The 20,857-nt window shown below is 33.8% G+C and carries 20 protein-coding genes, 1 tRNA gene, 1 rRNA gene and 1 other annotated feature; of the genes, 11 read left to right on the top strand and 11 right to left on the bottom strand.

Features of this window, described 5'->3' with window-relative positions; genetic code table 11:
* The first annotated feature begins 72 nt into the window (after window positions 1–72).
* Window positions 73–323, top strand: a sequence feature (23S ribosomal RNA rRNA prediction is too short).
* A 77-nt stretch (window positions 324–400) separates the two neighbouring features.
* The 4 genes from rrf (at window position 401) to SYN6308_RS06225 (ending at window position 4,516) form a co-directional block, all read left to right on the top strand.
* Window positions 401–517, top strand: a 5S ribosomal RNA gene (rrf, locus tag SYN6308_RS06240).
* Between the two features lie 391 nt (window positions 518–908).
* A complete protein-coding gene (locus SYN6308_RS06235) occupies window positions 909–1,988 on the top strand; it encodes an AbrB family transcriptional regulator (protein WP_017293580.1) in 1,080 nt (359 codons plus the stop codon).
* A gap of 200 nt (window positions 1,989–2,188) precedes the next feature.
* On the top strand, window positions 2,189–3,784 hold the full coding sequence (locus SYN6308_RS06230; protein WP_017293579.1) for a tetratricopeptide repeat protein: 1,596 nt from the start codon (window positions 2,189–2,191) through the stop codon (window positions 3,782–3,784).
* A 45-nt stretch (window positions 3,785–3,829) separates the two neighbouring features.
* The gene (locus SYN6308_RS06225; RefSeq protein ID WP_017293578.1) at window positions 3,830–4,516 is read left to right on the top strand and encodes a lecithin retinol acyltransferase family protein; all 687 of its coding nucleotides are present in this window, start codon (window positions 3,830–3,832) and stop codon (window positions 4,514–4,516) included.
* A 29-nt stretch (window positions 4,517–4,545) separates the two neighbouring features.
* Here the strand turns inward: SYN6308_RS06225 and SYN6308_RS06220 are convergent.
* A tRNA-Arg gene (locus SYN6308_RS06220) sits at window positions 4,546–4,618 on the bottom strand.
* 67 nt (window positions 4,619–4,685) lie between these two features.
* Between SYN6308_RS06220 and SYN6308_RS06215 the strand changes: the two genes are divergently transcribed.
* A complete protein-coding gene (locus SYN6308_RS06215) occupies window positions 4,686–5,090 on the top strand; it encodes a DUF1824 family protein (protein WP_017293577.1) in 405 nt (134 codons plus the stop codon).
* A 317-nt stretch (window positions 5,091–5,407) separates the two neighbouring features.
* Here the strand turns inward: SYN6308_RS06215 and SYN6308_RS06210 are convergent, their stop codons facing one another.
* The 7 genes from SYN6308_RS06210 to SYN6308_RS06180 all read right to left on the bottom strand — a co-directional run bounded on the left by SYN6308_RS06210 (window position 5,408) and on the right by SYN6308_RS06180 (window position 12,559).
* Window positions 5,408–5,737 carry an STAS domain-containing protein gene (locus SYN6308_RS06210; RefSeq protein WP_017293576.1) on the bottom strand — a complete coding sequence of 110 codons (330 nt, stop codon included), beginning with the start codon at window positions 5,735–5,737 and terminating at the stop codon, window positions 5,408–5,410.
* A 153-nt stretch (window positions 5,738–5,890) separates the two neighbouring features.
* On the bottom strand, window positions 5,891–6,358 hold the full coding sequence (locus tag SYN6308_RS06205; RefSeq protein ID WP_017293575.1) for a hypothetical protein: 468 nt from the start codon (window positions 6,356–6,358) through the stop codon (window positions 5,891–5,893).
* Window positions 6,359–6,389: 31 nt separating this feature from the next.
* Complete coding sequence (locus SYN6308_RS21910) at window positions 6,390–7,949, bottom strand: IS200/IS605 family accessory protein TnpB-related protein (protein ID WP_017293574.1); 1,560 nt, start codon at window positions 7,947–7,949, stop codon at window positions 6,390–6,392.
* A complete protein-coding gene (locus SYN6308_RS06195; protein ID WP_017292865.1) occupies window positions 7,942–8,550 on the bottom strand; it encodes an IS607 family transposase in 609 nt (202 codons plus the stop codon). The genes SYN6308_RS21910 and SYN6308_RS06195 overlap by 8 nt, the downstream gene beginning before the upstream one ends.
* 45 nt (window positions 8,551–8,595) lie before the next feature.
* The gene (locus SYN6308_RS21905) at window positions 8,596–9,996 is read right to left on the bottom strand and encodes an AGE family epimerase/isomerase (protein ID WP_017293573.1); all 1,401 of its coding nucleotides are present in this window, start codon (window positions 9,994–9,996) and stop codon (window positions 8,596–8,598) included.
* Window positions 9,997–10,139: 143 nt separating this feature from the next.
* Window positions 10,140–10,733 (bottom strand): DJ-1/PfpI family protein, encoded by a 594-nt coding sequence (locus tag SYN6308_RS06185; RefSeq protein WP_017293572.1) that lies wholly within the window; start codon window positions 10,731–10,733, stop codon window positions 10,140–10,142.
* 233 nt (window positions 10,734–10,966) lie between these two features.
* Entirely contained in the window at window positions 10,967–12,559 is a 1,593-nt protein-coding gene (locus tag SYN6308_RS06180) for a 2-isopropylmalate synthase (protein ID WP_017293571.1), read from the bottom strand.
* A gap of 177 nt (window positions 12,560–12,736) precedes the next feature.
* Here SYN6308_RS06180 and SYN6308_RS21900 point away from each other — a divergent pair, with 177 nt between their 5' ends.
* On the top strand, window positions 12,737–14,338 hold the full coding sequence (locus tag SYN6308_RS21900; protein ID WP_017293570.1) for a DUF2079 domain-containing protein: 1,602 nt from the start codon (window positions 12,737–12,739) through the stop codon (window positions 14,336–14,338).
* Window positions 14,339–14,587: 249 nt separating this feature from the next.
* Here SYN6308_RS21900 and SYN6308_RS06170 read toward each other — a convergent pair whose 3' ends face one another.
* Window positions 14,588–16,309 (bottom strand): diflavin flavoprotein, encoded by a 1,722-nt coding sequence (locus SYN6308_RS06170; protein WP_017293569.1) that lies wholly within the window; start codon window positions 16,307–16,309, stop codon window positions 14,588–14,590.
* 60 nt (window positions 16,310–16,369) lie between these two features.
* On the opposite strand from SYN6308_RS06170, the gene SYN6308_RS06165 reads away from it, so the two are divergent.
* Window positions 16,370–16,756: a XisH family protein gene (locus SYN6308_RS06165; RefSeq protein WP_017293568.1), complete on the top strand. Its 387-nt coding sequence runs from the start codon at window positions 16,370–16,372 to the stop codon at window positions 16,754–16,756.
* The gene (locus tag SYN6308_RS06160; protein WP_017293567.1) at window positions 16,749–17,108 is read left to right on the top strand and encodes a XisI protein; all 360 of its coding nucleotides are present in this window, start codon (window positions 16,749–16,751) and stop codon (window positions 17,106–17,108) included. Before SYN6308_RS06165 ends, SYN6308_RS06160 begins: the two co-directional genes overlap by 8 nt.
* On the opposite strand, the gene accB is transcribed toward SYN6308_RS06160, so the two are convergent.
* Together accB and efp are read right to left on the bottom strand one after the other, a co-directional pair.
* Window positions 17,105–17,596 (bottom strand): acetyl-CoA carboxylase biotin carboxyl carrier protein, encoded by a 492-nt coding sequence (accB, locus tag SYN6308_RS06155; RefSeq protein WP_017293566.1) that lies wholly within the window; start codon window positions 17,594–17,596, stop codon window positions 17,105–17,107. The two genes, SYN6308_RS06160 and accB, sit on opposite strands and share 4 nt — an antisense overlap.
* A 60-nt stretch (window positions 17,597–17,656) precedes the next feature.
* Window positions 17,657–18,214 carry an elongation factor P gene (gene efp, locus SYN6308_RS06150; RefSeq protein ID WP_017293565.1) on the bottom strand — a complete coding sequence of 186 codons (558 nt, stop codon included), beginning with the start codon at window positions 18,212–18,214 and terminating at the stop codon, window positions 17,657–17,659.
* A gap of 212 nt (window positions 18,215–18,426) precedes the next feature.
* Between efp and trpC the strand changes: the two genes are divergently transcribed.
* From trpC to SYN6308_RS06130, 3 genes are all read left to right on the top strand, one after another.
* Complete coding sequence (trpC, locus tag SYN6308_RS06145; protein WP_017293564.1) at window positions 18,427–19,311, top strand: indole-3-glycerol phosphate synthase TrpC; 885 nt, start codon at window positions 18,427–18,429, stop codon at window positions 19,309–19,311.
* A gap of 155 nt (window positions 19,312–19,466) precedes the next feature.
* Window positions 19,467–20,156, top strand: coding sequence for a TIGR04283 family arsenosugar biosynthesis glycosyltransferase (locus SYN6308_RS06140; RefSeq protein ID WP_017293563.1), 690 nt, complete (start codon window positions 19,467–19,469; stop codon window positions 20,154–20,156).
* Between the two features lie 264 nt (window positions 20,157–20,420).
* Window positions 20,421–20,807, top strand: coding sequence for a DUF3110 domain-containing protein (locus tag SYN6308_RS06130; protein WP_017293561.1), 387 nt, complete (start codon window positions 20,421–20,423; stop codon window positions 20,805–20,807).
* Window positions 20,808–20,857: the final 50 nt, after the last annotated feature.

Here is a 20,857-nt window from a genome sequence, read left to right as displayed (position 1 = left end):
TTCGCCCATTAAAGCGGTACGTGAGCTGGGTTCAGAACGTCGTGAGACAGTTCGGTCCATATCCGGTGTAAGCGAGAGAATATTGAGAGGAGCCTTCCTTAGTACGAGAGGACCGGGAAGGACGTACCGCTGGTGTACCAGTTATTGTGCCAACAGTAAACGCTGGGTAGCCAAGTACGGAGAGGATAACCGCTGAAAGCATCTAAGTGGGAAGCCCACCTCAAGATGAGTATTCTGGTGTAAGGTTACGGGAAGAACACCCGTTAATAGGCACAAGGTGGAAGTGCAGTGATGTATGGAGCCGAAGTGTACTAACAAACCGTCCGCTTGACCTAATCTTCAAGGAAAATTCTACTGAAAAATTATGCAGTCTTGAGGGTAGTAAATTCTCAAAGCTATAGCTGGTGTGTCTAGCGTTGTGGAACCACTGCGAACCATCCCGAACTCGTGGGTGAAACGCAATTGCGGCGACGATACTAAGGGGGTAGCCCCTAGGGACAATAGTTCCATGCCAGCTTTAATATTCCATACAAACATAAAAAGCACTCTGATTGATTCGGGGTGTTTTTTGTTTCAGAAAATTAGCTAAACTCATTAGGTTTTTGTTACCTGAGTTCGACATAAAATCATCGGTTAAGATAAGGTGTCAGGTATCAGGTAAAGATAAGGTAAAAAAGTTGTTCAAATTGATTTTATCCAAATTAAATTAAGTAATTAATTGATCTAAACAAAGAAATTGTTAACCTGCCACCTGAAACCTATTAACCTCAAGAATTCTTTTATCGAACTGAGGTTTTGTTGGGTTTCGTTTCCTCAACCCAACCTACAATTTGGGAGATGTTTATTTCGGTTTCGATCGAGCTTTTATCGTTACAATTAAAGATTATTTATAGTTTCGTGATTCGTTGATGATATTATCTCATGTGCGTTGTGGAATTGAGCTTAGTTTATTGATTGTTTTTGCTTTAATTTTAGCTTTGATTGGGGATATTTTTCATTTACCGATTCCATGGCTATTAATACCAATAGTTGTAAGTATAATTTGGTCGATGGTTAAAAATGGACATAATTCATTTATTCCTAAGCCTTTTAGTATCATCGGACAAGGTATTACAGCGGTTTTTACGGCTAGTCGTTTTACTCCTGATGTGTTGACGGGGAGTAAGGATTATTTTGTACCTTTGATTATATGTATTGTTGTCACGAGTCTTTTAAGTTTGTTTAATGGTTATTTAATTTATAAATTTACTGATATTGATTTTACGACTAGCTTTTTAGGGTGTATTCCGGGCGCTGGGCATAGTTTAGTGGCTATGAGTGAAGATATGGGGGCTGATGCTATTACGGTGGCAATTTTACAGTATCTCAGGATTATTATGGTTTCGGTTATTGTACCGACGATCGTCAGTTTTTTCAATACTCCTGTTAATCAGATTAACATTATGCCACATCATCAATTATTACCGTCTCTACCTCTGCCGATAAATCTTCTAATTTTAACTTTATCAACGATATTTGGGGTGAAAATAGTAAATTTGCTTAAAATCCCTTCAAATCTTTTTTTGGGAGCTTTTATCAGCAGTTTACTGTTGTTTTCATTTTTTCCTTATGAGATTATTATTCCTCAATCAATTTTTCGGGGAGGATTATTGTTGTTAGGGTTATCGATCGGGGTAAAATTTGAAATACACACTATGCAAAAATTATTTAAGGCGGTTTTTTTAGAGATAATTTTAGTTTTAATTTTAATTGGTACTTGCTTTGTGGCGGGATATTGGTTTCATCTGGTGACAAAAATTGACACTTTGACGGCTATATTAGGTTCGACTCCGGGAGGATTAACTGCGATGATGGCTACAGTTATTGAGTTAGGAGGAAATTCTGGTTTTGTGTTAACAATGCAGATGACAAGAATGCTGTTAATTTTGTTGTTAACTCCAATTATTGGTAGCTATTTTATTAAGAAAAATAATGGTGATTCTATTTAGGATGAGCATAGAGAAGTCATAATGTAGGACGAGAAAATATTTGAGAGTTTCTTTAGTTGATCATTTAATTTCTCACAAATGATTGTTGATTGCTATAGATAAATGAATCTTATAGATGTATATATCAAAGTTAAATAAATTATAATTGAATAAGTATCAAAATTTTATAACTTTTAAATGCTTAAATGCTTAAATGCTAAATGGAATGCCTTACTATTTTAACTCCACAACAAAATGATTTTTATGAACGTATAAAATCAGGACATTTGTTATATTGTGATCTTAATTATTTATTCAGTGAATTAGTGATTATTCCTGAAGAAAGATTAAAAGAAATAAAAAATCATTGCAGTAATATTGTGGTTAAGTATCAATCAACTTATCCAGGGATAGATTTATTTAATAATTCTTTTAAAAATGGATTAATTAGTTATTGTATTGAACAAATTTATGGAGATTTAATTTTACCTTTTAATGAAATTGATATTGGGGAAGAGGATTTTAAGGTATTTTTCTTGAAAGATAATTTTAAAATTCATATTCTGTGTAAACTTCATTATACTTCTTTAAATTCGATCGAGTGGCATATTTCAAAAGAAGAAATTAAAAATAATCAAATAATTATCTGTTTACAATCTTTACAAAATTTTTCTAACCTCCATCAGGAATATAAATTAATTTTAGCTGGTTTTATCCCTAGTAATTTAGTTTCTCTGACTAAAAATAATGGTCATTTAACCTATAATAATTTATTATATTGTGGTGGATTAAGGGGTTATTTAAACTCTTTTCTTTATACAGAATCTTATTATTTAAGCCTTGCGAAACAATCTAATCATCAAGGAGATTATTTAAGTGCGATCGCTAATTATACTAGAGCTTTAGAAATAAATTTTAATGATACTAAAACTCATTTATTAAGGGCTATTTCTCGTTGGAAAATAGGAGATAAAGAAGGTGCTTTGGCAGACTGTAATGAGGCGATTAGAATAGATTTTGATAATGATTTAGCTTATCATTGGAGGGGATATATTAATTTTAAATTAGGTAATTTTCAAGCGGCTATTGAAGATTATACTCAAGAAATTAGACTAAATCCCTTGTCAACTTATGCCTATTATCGTCGAGGTTTTACTTATGAGAAAATGAATAATTTAGTTAAGGCTTTTGATGATTATTCTCAAACTATTAATCTTAATAAAAATTTATATCAAGGGTTTTATAATCGTGGTAATATTCGTTATGAATTAGGGGATAAACAAGGTTCGATCGAAGACTTTACTCAAGCATTAAAATTAAATCCCTGTTTAGCTCAAGGTTATTATAATCGAGCTATCGTTTATAGTGATTTAGGAGAAGTAGAAGAGGCAATTAAAAATTATGAATTAGCAATTAAATTAATGCCTAATTATGGAAAGGCATATTATAATTTAGCTCTATTATTAGCTGATTTAGGAAAATATGAACAAGCTCTTAATTATTATGAACATATTATTAAAATTGATCCAGATTTTTATCAAGCTGATTATAATAAAGAATCCTTAGTTAAATATCTTAATCATAATATTAAATTAAATCTTGATGATAAAAATAAGGTTAAGTTAAGACATAAAAAAGTTGTAAAATATGATAAGATTAAAATTGAGAAATCTTCAGATTTGATACCAGATAATGAATTAATTAAGCACGATCGTATAATGCCATTTAGTAATCGAAATTTTCAACAAAATCAAGTAAAATCGAAAGAAAGTATCGAGAAAATAATCATTGATCCTTGGAATACTAAACAAGTTTAATATACATATTGTCAACTAATTATTATTGGTAATTATCTAAAAATTATGGCATTTGGAGATCAAATTTATGTATGGCGTGAGTTGGCTAACCTAAGTGGAATTTATCAACATCATGGCATTGATATAGGAGATGGTAGCGTTATTCATTATCGCAAACCTAGTGAAATTATTGAGCAAACGCCCTTTGAAACCTTTAGTAAAGGAAATAAAGTTTATGTGCGTCAATATCCCGATGGTTTTTCCTTTATTCCTGAAGTAGTCGTTAAAAGAAGTTTTAGTCGTTTAGGAGAAAATAAATATAATTTACTGTTTAATAATTGTGAACATTTTGCCAGTTGGTGCAAAATTGGTATTAGTGAAAGTAAACAAGTTAAAGATTTTATTCCAACAATTAAACACTTAGATACTTATAAATTATTTGATCCTTTAAAACAAGCATTTCAAGGAGGAGATACAAACAATTCTGGTGTCATAGTTAATCATGCTTTAGATCAAATTAGAACTGTTTGGGATCAAATACAACCCCAATATCGTCAAAATATAGAAGAAGTCAATACATGGCAAGAAGTAGCGATTAAGGCGTTAAAAAATAATCGAGAAGATTTAGCGAAAGAAGCATTAAAACGAAAAATTGATCATCAAAAAAAAGCACAATATTTAGAAAAAGAATTAGAAAAATTAGCAACTATGACAGAAAATTTATTAAAGCAATCTTCAACAATAACTAATTGAAACAATGATGATGTAAAGAATATAGAAAACGAGTACGAAGGGAATCGAACCCCCGACACCCAGAACCGGAATCTGGTGCTCTATCCACTGAGCTACGCACCCATTATATAATTAGGATAGCATATTTTGTGACCATTTCGATCGGACCCTATCTAAACAATATTTAATTATGACCCAAAACATAGATCAAGCATTAAAAATACTCAAAGAATTTAGCTGTATTGACATTAAATTCATTGAATCAGAGACACAAAAACAGCAGTTACAAGAAGGATTAAAATTAATTGTTAGTTTATCAGATGATCAAAACTTAGGTATTTGTGCATCTTCAACCACAGAAGCATTTAACAGTTTAAAAGAATATTTACAAGCATTGGGATATAGTGAAAATATTGAAAGTAATTTCCCCATAGAAGATAAACCAGTTTATCTTAAATTCAGCACTGAGAGAAAATCTTATAATCTCAGCGATTATGAAGGAAAATATCGAGGAGTTTTAATTACTATTTTTGCCGATTTTAATGATAAAATCACTGGGACTTATGGTCATTTACCTTTAGATTTATTTTCCTAGTATCAAATTAGGACCAAAAATTTTGATTAATTATCACTAAAACACCATGCAAAAAAAATTATGAAAATTCCCAATATACCAACAGATAAATAATGAGCAAGATTCCCAAAAAAATAGAAAGTAAAATCCGTTATAACATTAATAGTAATTTTATTTAAAAGAGTAACAAATAAAACAAATAAAAGTAAAATAATCATAATATAGATGCTAATATAACAATCCTAGATGAGTTATTAAAGATAGGTGAGATTAAAAGAATCCTAGGGTGGGCATTGCCCACCATCAATATTAAGTTACTAAATTACGTTATCAGTAACTCAACCTAGGCTTATGACGTTTTCTACAGAGTCGCTAACGGTAAAAAAGTTTAAAAATCCTGTCACTGACATGGTGTCTTTGATGTCTTCAGATAATCCCACTAGGGTTAGTTTCGTTTCTTTGGCTACGGCTTGGCGGTGGATTGATAATAATGTCCTCAAACCTGCACTAGACATATAGTCAACTTTTGTCATATCCAGAATTATCTTACTTTTTTCGGTGGCTAAGGGGATGATGGTTTCTGTTACTTCTGAGGCACTAGATGAGTCTATTTCCCCTTCTATGATTACTATATAACCGTTTTCGATCGAATTTATCTTGATTTCCATAATTTTTTGGTGTTAATAACATTTTTGATCCCCCTTAAATTCTCCTTTAAAGTAAGGATTGATCCCCCTAAATCCCCCTTAATAAGGGGGACTTTTCCTTCATTTCTTCTTTTTATATTCCCCCCTTTTGTAAGGGGGGCTAGGGGGGATTAACTACACAGGTACGATCGTAACTTTAACTTTAACTCTGGTGTCAGTTTTAGGTAATTTAATAGTTAAAGCCTCTGCATCGAAGTCGCTGTAAGGTTCGCCGTCAATTTCAACTTTACCAATTTTGATACTACCTACTGGTAAAATGTCAGGAGATACCCTTAAAATATCGTCTTCAAAACCGCCGGGGATAGGTTTAAAATAGAAATCCATGGGTTGCTTAGTGACGAGTAAGTTAGTATAAACTGCCGCTAAATAGCATAACTCGAAGGAATGATAACCACTCATGGAGTGACTGCCTTTTCCTCTTTCGTTGCCTCCTGCTAGGTAAGGAATGCCATTGGCTAAAACGTTGAAGTAAACTCCGCCGTCTTCTAAGTCTAAAAACCATGCGTTATAGAATGCCGCCGATTCACGAGCTAAACGGTGATATTCTTGATCATCTAATACCGCTCCTAAAAAGTTGGACAAACTTGGACATCATGAAAAAATGACCCCAAATCTACCATTTTTGCGTTAACCGAACAGAATTGTTAACGACTCGTGACAAGGAATCTCGCCTTGTAATAAAAGTGTCTTGCGACTTGCCATTAAACCTGTCACTATGTAACTCATCTAATAGCTTGACCTCTACTTCTCTGTTAGAGACACTATTGAAGAAGCTATGTCGTTTTACACCCTTTAGCTTCTTCGACAGGGCATTCCAAAAACTCCAGACGTGCCGACTAGAATCAACTTGAACTAATCGGGCGTAACTGGTTGGAATACCCTCTTTTTTTCTTAATGCCCGTCTTGCTAATACTAACCCTGCTGCTGTATCGCTCGACAAACCATAAAGTCTCATAAATTTTGTCAATCCCATTAAACTTGAAAAGGCAGGATTAACTTTTATTACTTCAATTCCATGTTTAAAAGCACAACTATTTAACATATCTAAAAAACAACTATAAGCAAAGTTTGATAACATTCGAGAATATTTAACTCCCTCTTCCTTCATTGTTGCTTTTTTTCGCTCAAAATCTAAATTTTCCACACTAATTGGACACTCATATTGATAGGCTAATTTGACTAATTTTTTCACAGCATCGCCGATAATTGCTTTTGTTTGATTAGTATTTTTATCTCGAACATTGATTTTAATTTGTCCTTTTGCTTTTAAATTTCCATCATGATCAACATAACTCCAACCTATTATATTAGGGTTTAAGTCTATTCCTAACATTCCATTTTTATTACAAGAGATAGTGGGAGTTTCTGGCAAATCAAAACTACAAAATACATACCATTTTTCATCTTTTTTAACAAATCTAAAAGTTAATGCTTGTTGATTATTTAGAGCATAATTTACATCACTTTGTCCATAACTAAATTTGACATTTTCGATTAGATAATACTTCCCAAAAATGGACTCATAACAAGATGGTACTCTTATTTTTAAAGTACCATTAGCTAATAATTGACAATTTTGATTACCATTCTTTTCATCTTTTGAACCCACTAAAGTAAATTGTGAACTACGACATTTTTGCCAGTCTTTTAACCATTCTTGGTGACTAGAATAACCATTCTCCTTTAAATTAAATTGAGCATACCATAGTTTTTTACCCCCGAATATCATAGATGGTTTTTTCTTTTTTAAAGTAACTAATCTATCTTTCAATATTGCTAATTTTCTTTGTTTTTGATGAATGGTAAATCTTAGTTTACTTCTGATTGATTTTTGATTTCTACCACAAGATAATGGTAATTTAGCTAATTTTTTCTTTTCACTGTCAATGATTTTTTGTAAACCTTTAATCTTTAATTCTGTTTGTTTTATTTGGCTTTTATAACACTCTTTTCGACTAGCTATTTTACCTTTTAAGATTATATGAATAGAGTTAAATTGACGTGCATTTATCCCATACTTTATTTGATAACTCTTCTTTAAATCATTGAGTTTTTTTCCTTTTTCTAAATCTTTGCATAAATCTCTTTCAATTTTGCCAAAAAAACCTCCTATTAAATCGCAAAATTCTGCGACTTCTTGACTGATTAAGGTTTGATAAGTTATTTTACTCAAGATTTTTTGCTACCTCTTTTAATTGTTCTACGATTTGTTTGTTTTTATGACTTCTACTACCATATAATCTTGCTGAGAATACTGTAATTATTTCTAGTACATCTTTGGCTAAATCTTCCTCAAAACTAGAATCTTCACTTCTGTTAATAATTATAACTTCTGTGCCAAATATTTCACATAAAGAAAAGATTAAATCAGAACCAAATCGTAATAATCTATCTTTATGAGTAATAATTAATCGGTCAACTTGATAAGAACAAATTAATTTAATTAACCTAATTAATCCTTTCTTTTTATAGTTCATACCTGAGCCTAAATCTTGGATTATTTCAAAATCCCAACCATGACTAGAAGAATAAGATTCTAATACTATTATTTGACGATTTAAGTCATCTTTTTGGTCATAACTAGAAACTCTGGCATAACCAATTGTTAAGGAATTATCCGATTTATTTTTGAGTAAAGTAGAAATATCATATCGTCTATGTCCACCTTCTGTACGAGTAGAGGTTATTTTCCCCTCTTTTTCCCACCTACGCAAAGTCTTTGTGGATACTCCCAATAAATCAGATGCCGATTTTATCGATAAAAAATTGGACATTAAGCCTAAAAATCAATTATTATTTCCAAGTTTATCTAATATTGTCTAATTTTTCAAGGGCTGTTCAATAACCCCTGATAAAATGAAGTAGGCTAAGATCATTTGTTCTTGTTGCCACCAAGGTTTGCGATCGTGCCAAACGTAACGATGATATTTTTCACCTTCGGGGACAATTCTTTCTACTACATCATAGCATCCTCCCCGTTGTCGATCGCTCCCATGTTCGTTCATCAAGTCAGCGATTTTTTTCGCCAATTCTACATACTCAGGTTTAGATTTGAGGCTTTGCATCCGCATCAAATTCCAAGCAATTTTATAGTTATGCCCTACTACCCCTCGATTTTGTTGCCACCCCCAAGTTTGATCGGGTGTCCAATCTTGGTAGAATTTTTCTTGTACAAAAGGGCTATTTTCAAAATCAGGGAAGTGTTGTGCGATGGTATCAAAGGTATCCTCTAACATATCAGCATACTCCTGTTTGCCCGTAGCTAACCAGAGATTGATTAAATAGGCGGGAGCGTGATCCCCTACGGAGTTCCAGTTTTTACGACCTTGATTGCGTCCTAAAGTGTCGCTGAGGGGGTCTAACATGATAGGATCGAGGTGGGAAAAATAACTACCGTGTTCGCCTTTATCTAAGAAAAATTCGTTAAAAAGTTTGATAGTTTTTTCTGTATCCGCCATAATACGAGGATCGCCTGTACAACGGTAGGTTTGTATTGGTCCTGCGAGGGCGTAAATTTGTTCGTAGGCAGGAATTGCGTCGTAGTCATCGCCAAATTCTGAAGCGAAAATCTTTTCTTCTCGATCGCCGTTAACATCGATACCATGATACCAGTAAATGATCCCTTCGTCTAAATCCTCAAATTTCATGTGTTCTCTGAGATATTCTGTACCATTTTCAGCGGCTTTGAGAAAACTATCATTACCTGTCATTAAAAATGCGGTGGCGAAACCATAGACTAAACGAGAGATAGTATCGGTTTCTTGACGGAAGCTAGTTTGAGATTGAATACCACTCAAATTAAGAGTGGTGCGATATTTACGATAGTCAAATTCACCATCGCCAAATTGCGCTTTAAGGTAAAATTTGCCTAAAGCATTGATTTGATTAATCCACCAGTTTTGTTTTTCAAAGACAAATTCGTGTTTTTTACGTCCTGCAAATATAATTTGTTTCGCATCGAAGTATTCACTATCAGGATAAAATACACCGTAAACAAACAAAAATCGATCAACTTCTAACATCGATCGCATACTTCCTGTCGCATCAGGATAACCTTCATCAAAATTTTGAATGACTTTAGCGTAAGCCATAGGGCTAATTAACACCTTAAACTCTCTTTCATCGGAGGTTTTGAGGGTGAAAACATCTTTGTCTTTGTCGTAACTGGTGACATAACCAGCGATTAAGTCTGAAAAGGGAAAATCGATCGAAACCGTCATATATTACCTCAAATATTGCTTACATTAAGAATTGAGAATTGAGAATTGAGAATTGAGAATTGAGAATTGAGAATTAAAAATATTTCTCCTAGTCTCCCAGTCTTCTAGTCTTTATAGTCTCCTAGTCTTTATAGTCTCCCAAATTAAGCCTTTTCTATTTCTTCCACAAACACCACCATAAATTCTTCCACAACCCCCGGATGTTTACCCGTAATTAAGTTGCCATCAATAACTAAATCTACGGTAACATCTTTGTCATAAATAATTTCTGCTCCTGCATTTTCCACATCACAGATAATATTATGGGCGCAGGTAACTTTTTTGCCTTTAATTAAATCAGTGTCAGCACAAAATAACCATAAACTATGGCAAATTGTACCCAATTTAACTTTATCTTCCGTTACTGCTTTACGCAAAAATTCCACTGCTGGTGCTTTATTTTTTTCGCCTTTTTTCACCGTTACTTGATAACGTAATCTATCCATGGCATAAGCACCTATGCAAATTATCCCCTTATAATCGGAAGGAGAAACATCATTTATTTCTGTTGTTACATCAACATGAAATTCAATAATATCATTTTCAGGATTAGAGCCAAATCGGAGGGATTTATTCCCCCATAAATGAGAGATATATTCTACTTCATAACCCTTTTCTGGGAAAAATTCATTAAAACGCTTATATTCTGTAGCGTCGAAATGTTCTTCAATAAGTACAGCGATTTTACCTTTAGACATTTTTCAGAATGATAACTTTATAAATGGGTTAGACTATTTGAGTTTCATTCTAGTTAAGCTCTCTATTTTTCTATCAATTAATTTACAATTGTTAACTATTTATTCCTGTTATTTTTTTGTCTTTTGTCTCAATTTTTCAAACAAAATGCAATTTTCCCCTACTTTGAAAATCTCCTAATTTTAGTCAGGGGAAAATTATTGAGAAAATTGATATATTTTTTCCAAAAAACAACCTAAGTTGTAGGAGTCAACTCTTTTTTGATTTCGATCGTAGCGTAAAGACGATTTAAGGCGCTAATATAGGCACGAGCAGAAGCTACAATGACATCAGTATTAGCGGCATAACCTGAGTAAGTTTTATTCTCATGTTTTAAACGAATAGTTACTTCTCCCATAGCATCAATACCCGCAGTTACGGATTTTACTGAATACTCGATTAATTCGTTAGGAATTTGCACAACACGATTGATTGCTTTATATACTGCGTCCACAGGACCTGTACCAATGGCGGCATCGCTCAATTCACTACCATCAGGAGTTCTCAGGGTAATTGTAGCAGTAGGAGAAGAATGATCACCACAGGATACTTGTACCAACTCCAGACGGAATAATTCGGGGGGTTGTTGAATTTCATCGTTGACAATCGCTTCTAAATCCCAATCGGTGATTTCTCGTTTTTTGTCGGCGACTTCTTTAAAGCGCAAAAAGGCTTTGTTTAAGTCATCTTCTGACAATTCAAATCCCAACTCTACTAAACGGCTACGAAAAGCATTACGTCCTGACAGTTTACCTAGTACAATTTGATTCGTAGTAAGTCCGATGGATTCTGCGTCCATAATCTCATAGGTGAGGCGGTTTTTCAACACTCCATCTTGATGGATTCCCGACTCATGGGCAAACGCATTCGCCCCCACAATGGCTTTATTCGGTTGTACAATCATCCCCGTCAAGTTAGAAACTAAACGAGAGGTTTTGTAAATTTGTTTGGTGTCGATGTTGGTTAAGGGTTCGATCGAGTTGACATCACGACCCAAGAAGGGGTTAAAATATTGACGGCGTACATGAAGCGCCATTACCAATTCTTCGAGTGCGGCATTTCCTGCTCTTTCTCCGATACCGTTAATAGTACATTCTAACTGTCTTGCTCCATTTTTCACAGCTTCGAGGAAGTTAGCCACCGCCAAACCGAGATCATTGTGACCATGAACGGATATAATTGCTTGGTCAATGTTCGGTACATTATCTTTAATACCTTTGATGATAGCACCGTATTCGCTAGGAGTTGTATAACCTACGGTATCAGGAATATTAACGGTAGTCGCCCCTGCTTTAATAGCTAATTCTAGCACTTGATACAAAAATTCGGGATCACTTCTTCCTGCATCTTCGGGGGAAAATTCCACGTCATCGGTAAAGGTTTTCGCATAGGCTACCATTTCAGGTACGATCGCTAGTACATCAGCACGGGTTTTCTTTAATTTATATTCAAGGTGAATATCAGAAGTTGCGAGAAAGGTATGAATACGGCGTTTAAAGGCAGGTTGGAGGGCTTCTCCTGCACTTTTGATGTCCTGTTTGGTTGCCCTTGCTAAACCGCAAATAGTAGGGCCAGATTGAGTTCCAACGGTTTCAGCAATACGTTGTACTGCATTAAAATCCCCTTGACTAGCATGGGGAAAACCTGCTTCAATCACATCCACTCCCAATTTAGCTAAAGCACGGGCAATGGTCAATTTTTCATCTACATTTAAACTAGCACCCGGAGATTGCTCACCATCGCGCAATGTGGTATCAAATATAATAATTCGATCGAGCTGATTTGTCATAATTAAAAATTTTTAAGAAATAAATATATTGAGAAATAAGGAATGAGGAATGAGGAATTAAAAATTAAAAACTCATCAATTTTTGTTCTTTCTACCTCGTCTTCATCATTTTTATTTTGTGGAATGGAGATTTACATAAAGCCTTTTTCTATAATAAACGAAAAAAATCAACTATTAATGGAAAATCAAATTAAAAAAAAAGAGATATATTCAATACTTACGGTTAGTGGTTTATTTTTAATCATTACTTTAGGTTTAGCCTTAAATCGTTACTATACGTTTTTTGCTTCCTATGATCAAGGAATTTTTAATCAAATTTTTTGGAATAATTTACACTTTAATTTCTATCATAGTTCTTTAGCTTCGGCTATTTCTACCCATGTCACCAGTGGAGAGGAATTACCCAGAGTTGATGACAGTTATCTGGGGCATCATTTCACGCCGAATCTATTACTTTGGTTGCCTATCTATTATCTTTTTCCTTCTCCTGCGACTTTAGTTGTTATACAAGTTTTATTGATTGTGGGGGCTGGAGTTGTCTTATACTTTTTAGCAAGAGAATATATTGAACATTCGATCGCACTTTTAATTGTAATGGGTTTTTACAGTTCGATCGCAATTTTAGTGCCAACTCTTTCCAACTTTGACAATATTTCCCAATTGCCGATTTTAGTCTTCAGTTTATTACTAAGTTTAGAAAAGCGAAATTGGTGGTTATTTAGTCTTTTTGCTTTACTAATTTTAGGAGTGAGACAAGAGGCAGGATTAAATTTATTTGGGGTAGGAATTTATTTAATTGCTAGTAAACGTTATCCCCGTCAAGGCTTATTAATTTGTTTAATTTCCTTTCTTTATATGATGGTAATAACGAATATAATTATGCCCGAATTTACCGAAGATGTCGGTAAAAGACTTATGGTAGATAAATTTGGGAAATATATAAAAGGAGATAATCCTTCTACTTTAGCAGTAATTTGGGGCATGATAACCCAACCTTGGTTAGTAATTTGGGAATTAATTTCACCTATAGGCAAAACTGTAGAATATTTAATTGGACAATGGTTAGCTTTAGCTTTAATTCCTGCGGTTTCTCCTACGGCTTGGATTATCTCAATTTTTCCTTTATTAACACCATTGTTAGGGCAAGGAAAATCCGTTTTATCTCTTAATATTCGTTACGCTATGATGGTTGTACCCGGATTATTTTATGGTGCTATTTTATGGTGGGGAGGACAAAGTTTTCGTAATTTTCAACAAAATATTAATCAATTTCAACCAAGAAAATTAACCCTAAAATTTAAACGATTTTGGATTAGTTGTATTTGTATATCTTTATTATTAGGTTTTACATCTAGCACAACGGAATTAAGTAGAGCTTTTTATTTTCTATTACCTGATTCTTTTCAACCTTGGGTATATGTTTCTTTACCTCGTCAATGGCAACATTCTGCTAATATCTATCAACTTTTAGAGCAAATTCCAAAGGATGCAAGTGTTAGCAGTACGAATAATATTATTGCTCATCTTTCTAGCCGTAGAGCGGTAATTCGTTTACCTAATATAGAATTTATTAATGATAATAATGAAGCTAAAAAAGTCGATTATATTATCGCTGATTTAGGAGAATTAGAACGTTATGCAGTGGTTTTTGACAAGGAAAAAGGTTGGTTAGAAGCGATTAATTATTTAATTAATGAGCTTACTAAAAATAAAGAATATCAGATAATTGATAGTAAAGATAATGTTATTTTACTGAGGCGAAATGTGGGTAATACCTGAGTTCGAGATTAAAAACCTTTTAAAATAAGGGTTATTGAGTAATAATTGTTGAAATTTTAGTCAAAGAAAATAATTAAATAAAGGTAAATAATTGCCAAAAATGAATTTTACATAAGTTTAAATCAATTCTTCGTACTATCTCCTGTATCCTATCTCCTATCTCCTCTCTCCTACCCTTATCTAAAATTTTATGATTCACTCAGATTTTGTTGGGTTTTGTTTCCTCAACCCAACCTACATTATTCTACTTTAGTAATAATTACCGACTTTGCGATGATGCACTGCGGTTAAAGCATCGGGTTTTGATACCCTTCCACTGGTGACATTACTATATACTACCCAATGATCTCCGCAGTCCATACGACTGATAACTTGACATTCAAGGTAGGCTAAGGCATCGCTTAAAATGGGCGATAGATTGGTGGCTATTTGAGTTTTAACCCCTTCAAAACGATCGGCACCGGGGGGGAATCGTTTGAGAAAATGCTTCATCAGAGGCTGATATTTGCCTTCCTCAAGGATGTTTAAAACGAAAGTATCATCGACTTGTAGTAATGATTCGATCGCACGATCTTTAGCAACTGCTACGGTAAATCCGGGGGGATCAAAACTGGCTTGTGTTACCCATGAAGCCAACATAGCACCCTTTGCCTCTCGTTTTTGGGCGGTGATAATGTACAATCCTCCGCTAATACGCCCGATGGCTTTGTCTAAATCGCTGTCAAGGGCTTTTCTTTTACTGATACTGGCTTTTTTCGTCAACATCTGCCCTAAGTCAACTCCTGATTCTTCACACAGTTGATAAGTATTTTCGTGGGGAGTGTCTTTGATACGAATGGGAGTGAAAGCAGAGGTTAAGCCTAAATCCTGTAACTTACGAGAAATAGGATCGATCGGCTCGTCATCACCGCCGTAGGATTCATATAAACCAATGGTTTGCTTGTTATTCACACAGGCTAAAATTGCGCCCATTTTGTTACTAATGTCTGTGTTATCGGAAAGAGGGGGCATTCCTAAGACAATTCCTGCGGATTTTCCCACAATTTCAGGGATTTCGTGAATGTCTGTACCATTGAGATCGAACATTTCAACGGTAATGCCTGTTTTAGTAATACCTTTGGCTATGGCTTGGGAAATTCGATCGCTATAACCATAATCAGAGATATAGAACACGGCAACGGTTTTTTCTCCCTTACTTTGCTCATTACTCCAACGGTGGTATCGATCGAGCAGTTCTTTTACATTATGCTTTAAAATGGGTCCATGACCATTGGCAACCATGGAAATTTCTCCTAATTCCTGCATACGCTTCATGGCGGATAAAACCGATCGAGCATTAGGCGCCATCAAACATTCATAATAGAAACGGTAGTCTGGGGAAATATCGGCTAAATGTTCATCGTACAAACTAGCACTACAGTAGTGCATTCCAAAAGCATCGCAGGTGAAAAGAGTTTCTGTACCATGATCATAACTAAAAATAGTATCGGGCCAGTGTAAATTAGGCGCGTTAATAAATTCCATTACATGACCATTACCAAGATCAAGTCGATCGCCGTTTTTGACTATTTGTCGTTTAAAATCAAGATGGACAAATCCTTCTAAAAATTGAATCGCTACTTTAGACGCAACCACCGTAATATGAGGAGCAATTTCTAACAAATCCTTAACCAAGCCACTATGATCAGGTTCAGTGTGAGAGATAATTAAATAGTCAATATCTTGAGGATTAATAACTTGGTGCAGACAATCAAAATATAGTTGCTTAAATTTAAGGTGAGAGGTATCAACTAAAGCGTTTTTCTCTCCTTTAATTACATAAGAATTATAAGTAGTGCCGTTTTGTAGTCCAAATTCAATATCAAAGCGATCTCTATCCCAATCTAAAGAACGAATTGTGGTAGTATCTGGAGCAATAACTTCTATTTGAGTTGTCAGACGTTGAGTTGTTTTAATGGGAGTTGCCACCATAGGATTATTTTCCCCTATATATTTTTTCTTATTCCATTATAAGTTTTTGAGGGGTAATCCTTGAGAGTATTCAATTTAATCAAAGATCATTGGAAAATTACCCATGATCCATTAATTTTAAAGTTTGGACAATATGACCAAATTCAGGTAGATTTAGATGCTGAAAAAATATTAGGTGCTGAAAAAGAAGACGAAAAAATAGCAGTGGAAATTAAGAGTTTTTTAAGTGATTCTGCTATATCTGATTTTCATGGTGCTTTAGGGCAATTTCTTAATTATCATTTTGTTTTAGAACAAAAAGAGCCTGAAAGAATACTTTTTTTAGCAGTGCCAAGTTATGCTTATGAGTCTTTTTTTCAGCGAGATTTACCCCAAGCTATTATTAGTCGTTATAATTTAAAATTAGTAGTTTATGATCCTATTGAGGGGTTATTCGTCAATGGATAAAGTAACTAAATATCGTCAAATAATTTGTAATTTTTTAACTCAACAAGGAAAAATAATGCCTCTGGGAGAAACGATCGAATCTGAAACTATTTTTGATGAAAAGCTCGCGCTGCTTCGCAGATCCCGTTGGGATCGCTATTTATTAATACATTTAGGTTGGAATGGACAAAAAAGAATTTACTCAGTTTTATTACATTTAGAAATAAAAGACGATCGAGTCTGGATTCAAGAAAATAATACTGATATTTCGGTATCAGAAATTTTATTAGAAAAAGGGGTTAACAGAGAGGATATTATTTTAGGTTTAAAACCTGCTTTTGTGAGACAATATACAGGTTTTGGAGTCGCTTAATTAGGAGCAATTAGCATCAAGGTTTGTCCATATTCAACAGGCTCACCATTTTCTACTAAAATTTCCATTACTTGCCCTGATGTTTCTGCTTCAATTTCGTTCATCAGTTTCATGGCTTCTATTATACATACCACATGACCGTTAGAAATTCGATCGCCCTTTTCCACAAAAGGAGCTTCTCCGGGGGCGGCGGCACGATAAAATGTACCCACCATGGGAGAGGTGATTTCTATCCAGTTATCGCCTTTTTTGGGAGATGTTGGTTTATCAACGGTGACAGCAGGAGTATTGATAACTTCTACTGGTTTGGGAGTTTCTGTTACGGTGGTAACGGGGGAAGGAGTAATGGTATAAACTGGGGTGTTATTTTGGGAATTATTTTTTTGCAGTGTTAACTCAAAATCTCCTTCTTTAATCGCTAATTCAGTTATATCTGTTTTAGCGATCGCCTCAATAAAATCTCGTAGTTGGTTAAAATCTATTGGCACTGTTTAATACTATATATATAAGGGGAATTGATAATTGATAATTGATAATTGATGATAATTCTACTCTCTACCTAAGTAACTATCATTACGGGTATCCACTTTAATTTTTTCCCCGATAACAATAAATAGAGGTACCATAATTTGTGCGCCTGTTTCGAGGATAGCAGGTTTTGTGCCTCCTGCGGCGGTGTCACCTTTTAATCCCGGATCGGTTTCAACTACTTCTAACACAACGGAAGTGGGCAATTCTACATCTAACACTGTAGTATTCCAGTAAAGAATATTGACTTCCATTTCTTCTTTAAGGTACTTCGATCGATCGCCTACTTGTGCTTCAGTTAAACGGGCTTCTTCAAAGGTTTCCATATCCATGAACACAAATTGATCACCTTCTTTGTAGGTGTGTTGCATGGTACGTTTTTCAAGGTTAGCTTGGGGTACAGTTTCTCCAGCGCGGAAAGTTTTTTCCATGACGCTACCACTTTGAGCATTTTTCAATTTAGTACGCACGAAAGCCGAACCTTTACCCGGTTTAACGTGTAAAAATTCTACTACTTTCCAAACGCTACCATCTAATTCAATACTTACACCCGGACGAAAATCGTTACTAGAAATCATAAAAATTCAGATAATAAAAGATTTTTCTACTAATTTTAGGCAATATTTGGTTAAAATCCTAAACTATATTCCCTTAAAATGGTACTCATGACAAGTGGCAATGGAGAATGGAGAATGGAGAATGGAGAATGGAGAATTAAAAACTCCTCACTATTCACTATTCACTATTCACTATTCACTATTAATTATTCATTATTTATAATATTTTGTTTATGAAAATTCGTCGTCAACAACCATCACCAACCGTTGCTGTAGAAAGTCTCCGTTATCAAATAAAATTACCTGATAGTGAGCCTCAAAATATTTTAGAAAAAATTGTTTGGCATAAAGAAAAAGAAGTGGAAAAAATGCGCGATCGAATGTCATTATTAGATTTGCGTAAAAAAGTTGCTGAATTAACTTCTTCTCCCCTTGATTTTCTTGGTGCTTTAACCAATTCTGTCAAAAAACCTGCCCTAATTGCAGAAGTTAAAAAAGCCTCCCCCAGTAAAGGAGTTATTAAACCAGATTTTGACCCCATTTCGATCGCACAATCTTACGAAAAAGGAGGCGCTTCTTGTTTATCGGTGTTGACAGATGCGGAGTTTTTTCAAGGTAGTTTTGAGAATTTAGCAAAAGTAAGAAATGCGGTAAAATTGCCCTTATTATGTAAAGAATTTATCATTTATCCCTATCAAATTTATTTAGCGAGATTAAATGGTGCTGATGCGGTTTTATTGATTGCTTCTATTTTAAAAGACACCGATTTAAGATATTTTCTCAAAATAATTCACAGTTTAAAGATGACGGCATTAATTGAAGTTCATACTTTAGAAGAGCTCGATCGAGTTTTAACATTAGATGAAGTAAAATTAATTGGAATTAATAACCGTAATTTAGAAAATTTTGAGGTGAGTTTAGACACCACAAAAAATATTTTATCTGCTAGAAAAGAAACTATTATTAATAGGAATATTTTGATCGTTAGTGAATCGGGATTATACACAAAAAATGATCTTGATTTTGTGCAAAATGCTGGAGCAAATGCCGTTTTAATTGGAGAATCATTAATCAAACAAGATGATTTAGAATCAGCAATTAAAAATCTATATAAATAAGGTTCGTAGTAACCCCTTTAGGGGTTATTAATTCATGGCTAAAGCCATCACTACAAACTTTTTTGTTTCTGTTATCTATCTCAAATAAATTATTAATCAATGGCTAAAGCCATAACTACAAACTTTTTTGTTTCTGTTATCTATCTCAATAAATAATGCCCATTAATCTTAGCGTTATTATTCCCGTTATTAATGAAGAAAAAAACTTAATTAAAATCTTAGCAAATCTTAAAAAATATCCCGATATTGAATTTATTTTTGTCGATGGAGGAAGTCAAGATAATACTGTTAAATTAATCAAACAAGCTAACTTTAAAGTTATTTTATCTCCTATTTTACGCCGTAGTTATCAAATGAATTTAGGGGCTGAAAATGCTCAAGGTGAGATTTTATTATTTCTTCATGGGGATACTTTATTACCTCCAAATTATCATCAAATAATTAAAGAAATTGTTAATCAAAAAGATTTTATTCTAGGAGCTTTTACCTTAAATATTGATAATAAAAAATCTATTTTTCGTCTTTTAGAAATTATGGTAAATGTTCGATCGAACTATCTATCATTACCCTATGGAGATCAAGGAATTTTTCTCAAAAAAGAAGTTTTTGAACAATTAGGAAAATATCAAGATATAGCCATTATGGAAGATTTTGAATTAGTCAAAAAAGCTCAAAAACACGGTAAAATTTATTTAGCAAAATCAGCAGTAACTACATCATCCAGAAGATGGGATAAACTAGGAATTATCAAAACTACTTTGATTAATCAATTAATAATTATGGGTTACTATCTTAAAATTTCTCCTGAAAAATTAGCTCTTTTTTATGGTAGAATGAAAAAATAATTTACGATATTTATTAACTTATTTAGTATTAAATCTAAGTATTTAATAAATCTTTATAGACAAGAAGAATCATCAATATTAAAATTAACATCATAAGCTGTTTGAAAAGCCATAATTTTGATAATTGATCCCCCCCTTGCCCCCCCTTGAAAAAGGGCGGATATTAAACAAAGTCCTCCTTATTAAGGGGGATTTAGGGGGATCAGAAACTTTTAAAACAACTTCTCAGAAGTTAAAATCAATTAATATTAATCAATAGTTTAAATGCGAATATACGTTTTATTATATAATTCAGGCACAGCTAACGAAGGAATCCACACCCTGCAAATTGGCGATCGAGACTTTGTATTAATGTTTGAATCTGAAGATGATGCAACTCGTTACGCTCTATTACTGGAAGCTCAAGATTTTCCTACCCCTAGTGTAGAAGGCATCGAACAAGATGAAGTGGAAGAATTTTGCGTATCCGCAGGTTACGAATCGAAATTTATCAATGAAGGAATGCTAGAAATTCCCCCAGAAAAAAATGTTGAACAAACTGACTGGAGTGAAGACGCTAGTTATCCTTCTCCCGAATCCGAATCATCCGCAGTGGATATGTCAGCTTTTGAATTAGAACGCATCCGCCGTCAACTCGAAGGACTTCTGTAATTAAGTGATAAGTAATAAGTAATAAAGAATTTAGGTGTTAATTCTCAATT

It is taken from the genome of Geminocystis herdmanii PCC 6308, from assembly GCF_000332235.1.
Taxonomy (GTDB): Bacteria; Cyanobacteriota; Cyanobacteriia; order Cyanobacteriales; family Cyanobacteriaceae; genus Geminocystis; species Geminocystis herdmanii.
The sequence above is the reverse complement of the archived record's forward strand: the minus strand, read 5'-3'. Positions and strand labels throughout refer to the sequence as shown.

Excerpts from the sequence above, each read along its gene's own strand:
- SYN6308_RS06210 (WP_017293576.1), bottom strand. The coding sequence starts at position 5,737 with ATGGAAATCAAGATAAATTCGATCGAAAACGGTTATATAGTAATCATA.
- SYN6308_RS06185 (WP_017293572.1), bottom strand. The coding sequence starts at position 10,733 with ATGTCTAAAGGTAAAATCGCTGTACTTATTGAAGAACATTTCGACGCT.
- SYN6308_RS06170 (WP_017293569.1), bottom strand. The coding sequence starts at position 16,309 with ATGGTGGCAACTCCCATTAAAACAACTCAACGTCTGACAACTCAAATA.
- SYN6308_RS06180 (WP_017293571.1), bottom strand. The coding sequence starts at position 12,559 with ATGACAAATCAGCTCGATCGAATTATTATATTTGATACCACATTGCGC.
- SYN6308_RS06195 (WP_017292865.1), bottom strand. The coding sequence starts at position 8,550 with ATGTCCAATTTTTTATCGATAAAATCGGCATCTGATTTATTGGGAGTA.
- SYN6308_RS06230 (WP_017293579.1), top strand. The coding sequence starts at position 2,189 with ATGGAATGCCTTACTATTTTAACTCCACAACAAAATGATTTTTATGAA.
- SYN6308_RS06130 (WP_017293561.1), top strand. The coding sequence starts at position 20,421 with ATGCGAATATACGTTTTATTATATAATTCAGGCACAGCTAACGAAGGA.
- efp (WP_017293565.1), bottom strand. The coding sequence starts at position 18,214 with ATGATTTCTAGTAACGATTTTCGTCCGGGTGTAAGTATTGAATTAGAT.
- SYN6308_RS06225 (WP_017293578.1), top strand. The coding sequence starts at position 3,830 with ATGGCATTTGGAGATCAAATTTATGTATGGCGTGAGTTGGCTAACCTA.
- SYN6308_RS21900 (WP_017293570.1), top strand. The coding sequence starts at position 12,737 with ATGGAAAATCAAATTAAAAAAAAAGAGATATATTCAATACTTACGGTT.
- SYN6308_RS06215 (WP_017293577.1), top strand. The coding sequence starts at position 4,686 with ATGACCCAAAACATAGATCAAGCATTAAAAATACTCAAAGAATTTAGC.
- SYN6308_RS06140 (WP_017293563.1), top strand. The coding sequence starts at position 19,467 with ATGCCCATTAATCTTAGCGTTATTATTCCCGTTATTAATGAAGAAAAA.
- SYN6308_RS06160 (WP_017293567.1), top strand. The coding sequence starts at position 16,749 with ATGGATAAAGTAACTAAATATCGTCAAATAATTTGTAATTTTTTAACT.
- SYN6308_RS06235 (WP_017293580.1), top strand. The coding sequence starts at position 909 with ATGATATTATCTCATGTGCGTTGTGGAATTGAGCTTAGTTTATTGATT.
- SYN6308_RS21905 (WP_017293573.1), bottom strand. The coding sequence starts at position 9,996 with ATGACGGTTTCGATCGATTTTCCCTTTTCAGACTTAATCGCTGGTTAT.
- trpC (WP_017293564.1), top strand. The coding sequence starts at position 18,427 with ATGAAAATTCGTCGTCAACAACCATCACCAACCGTTGCTGTAGAAAGT.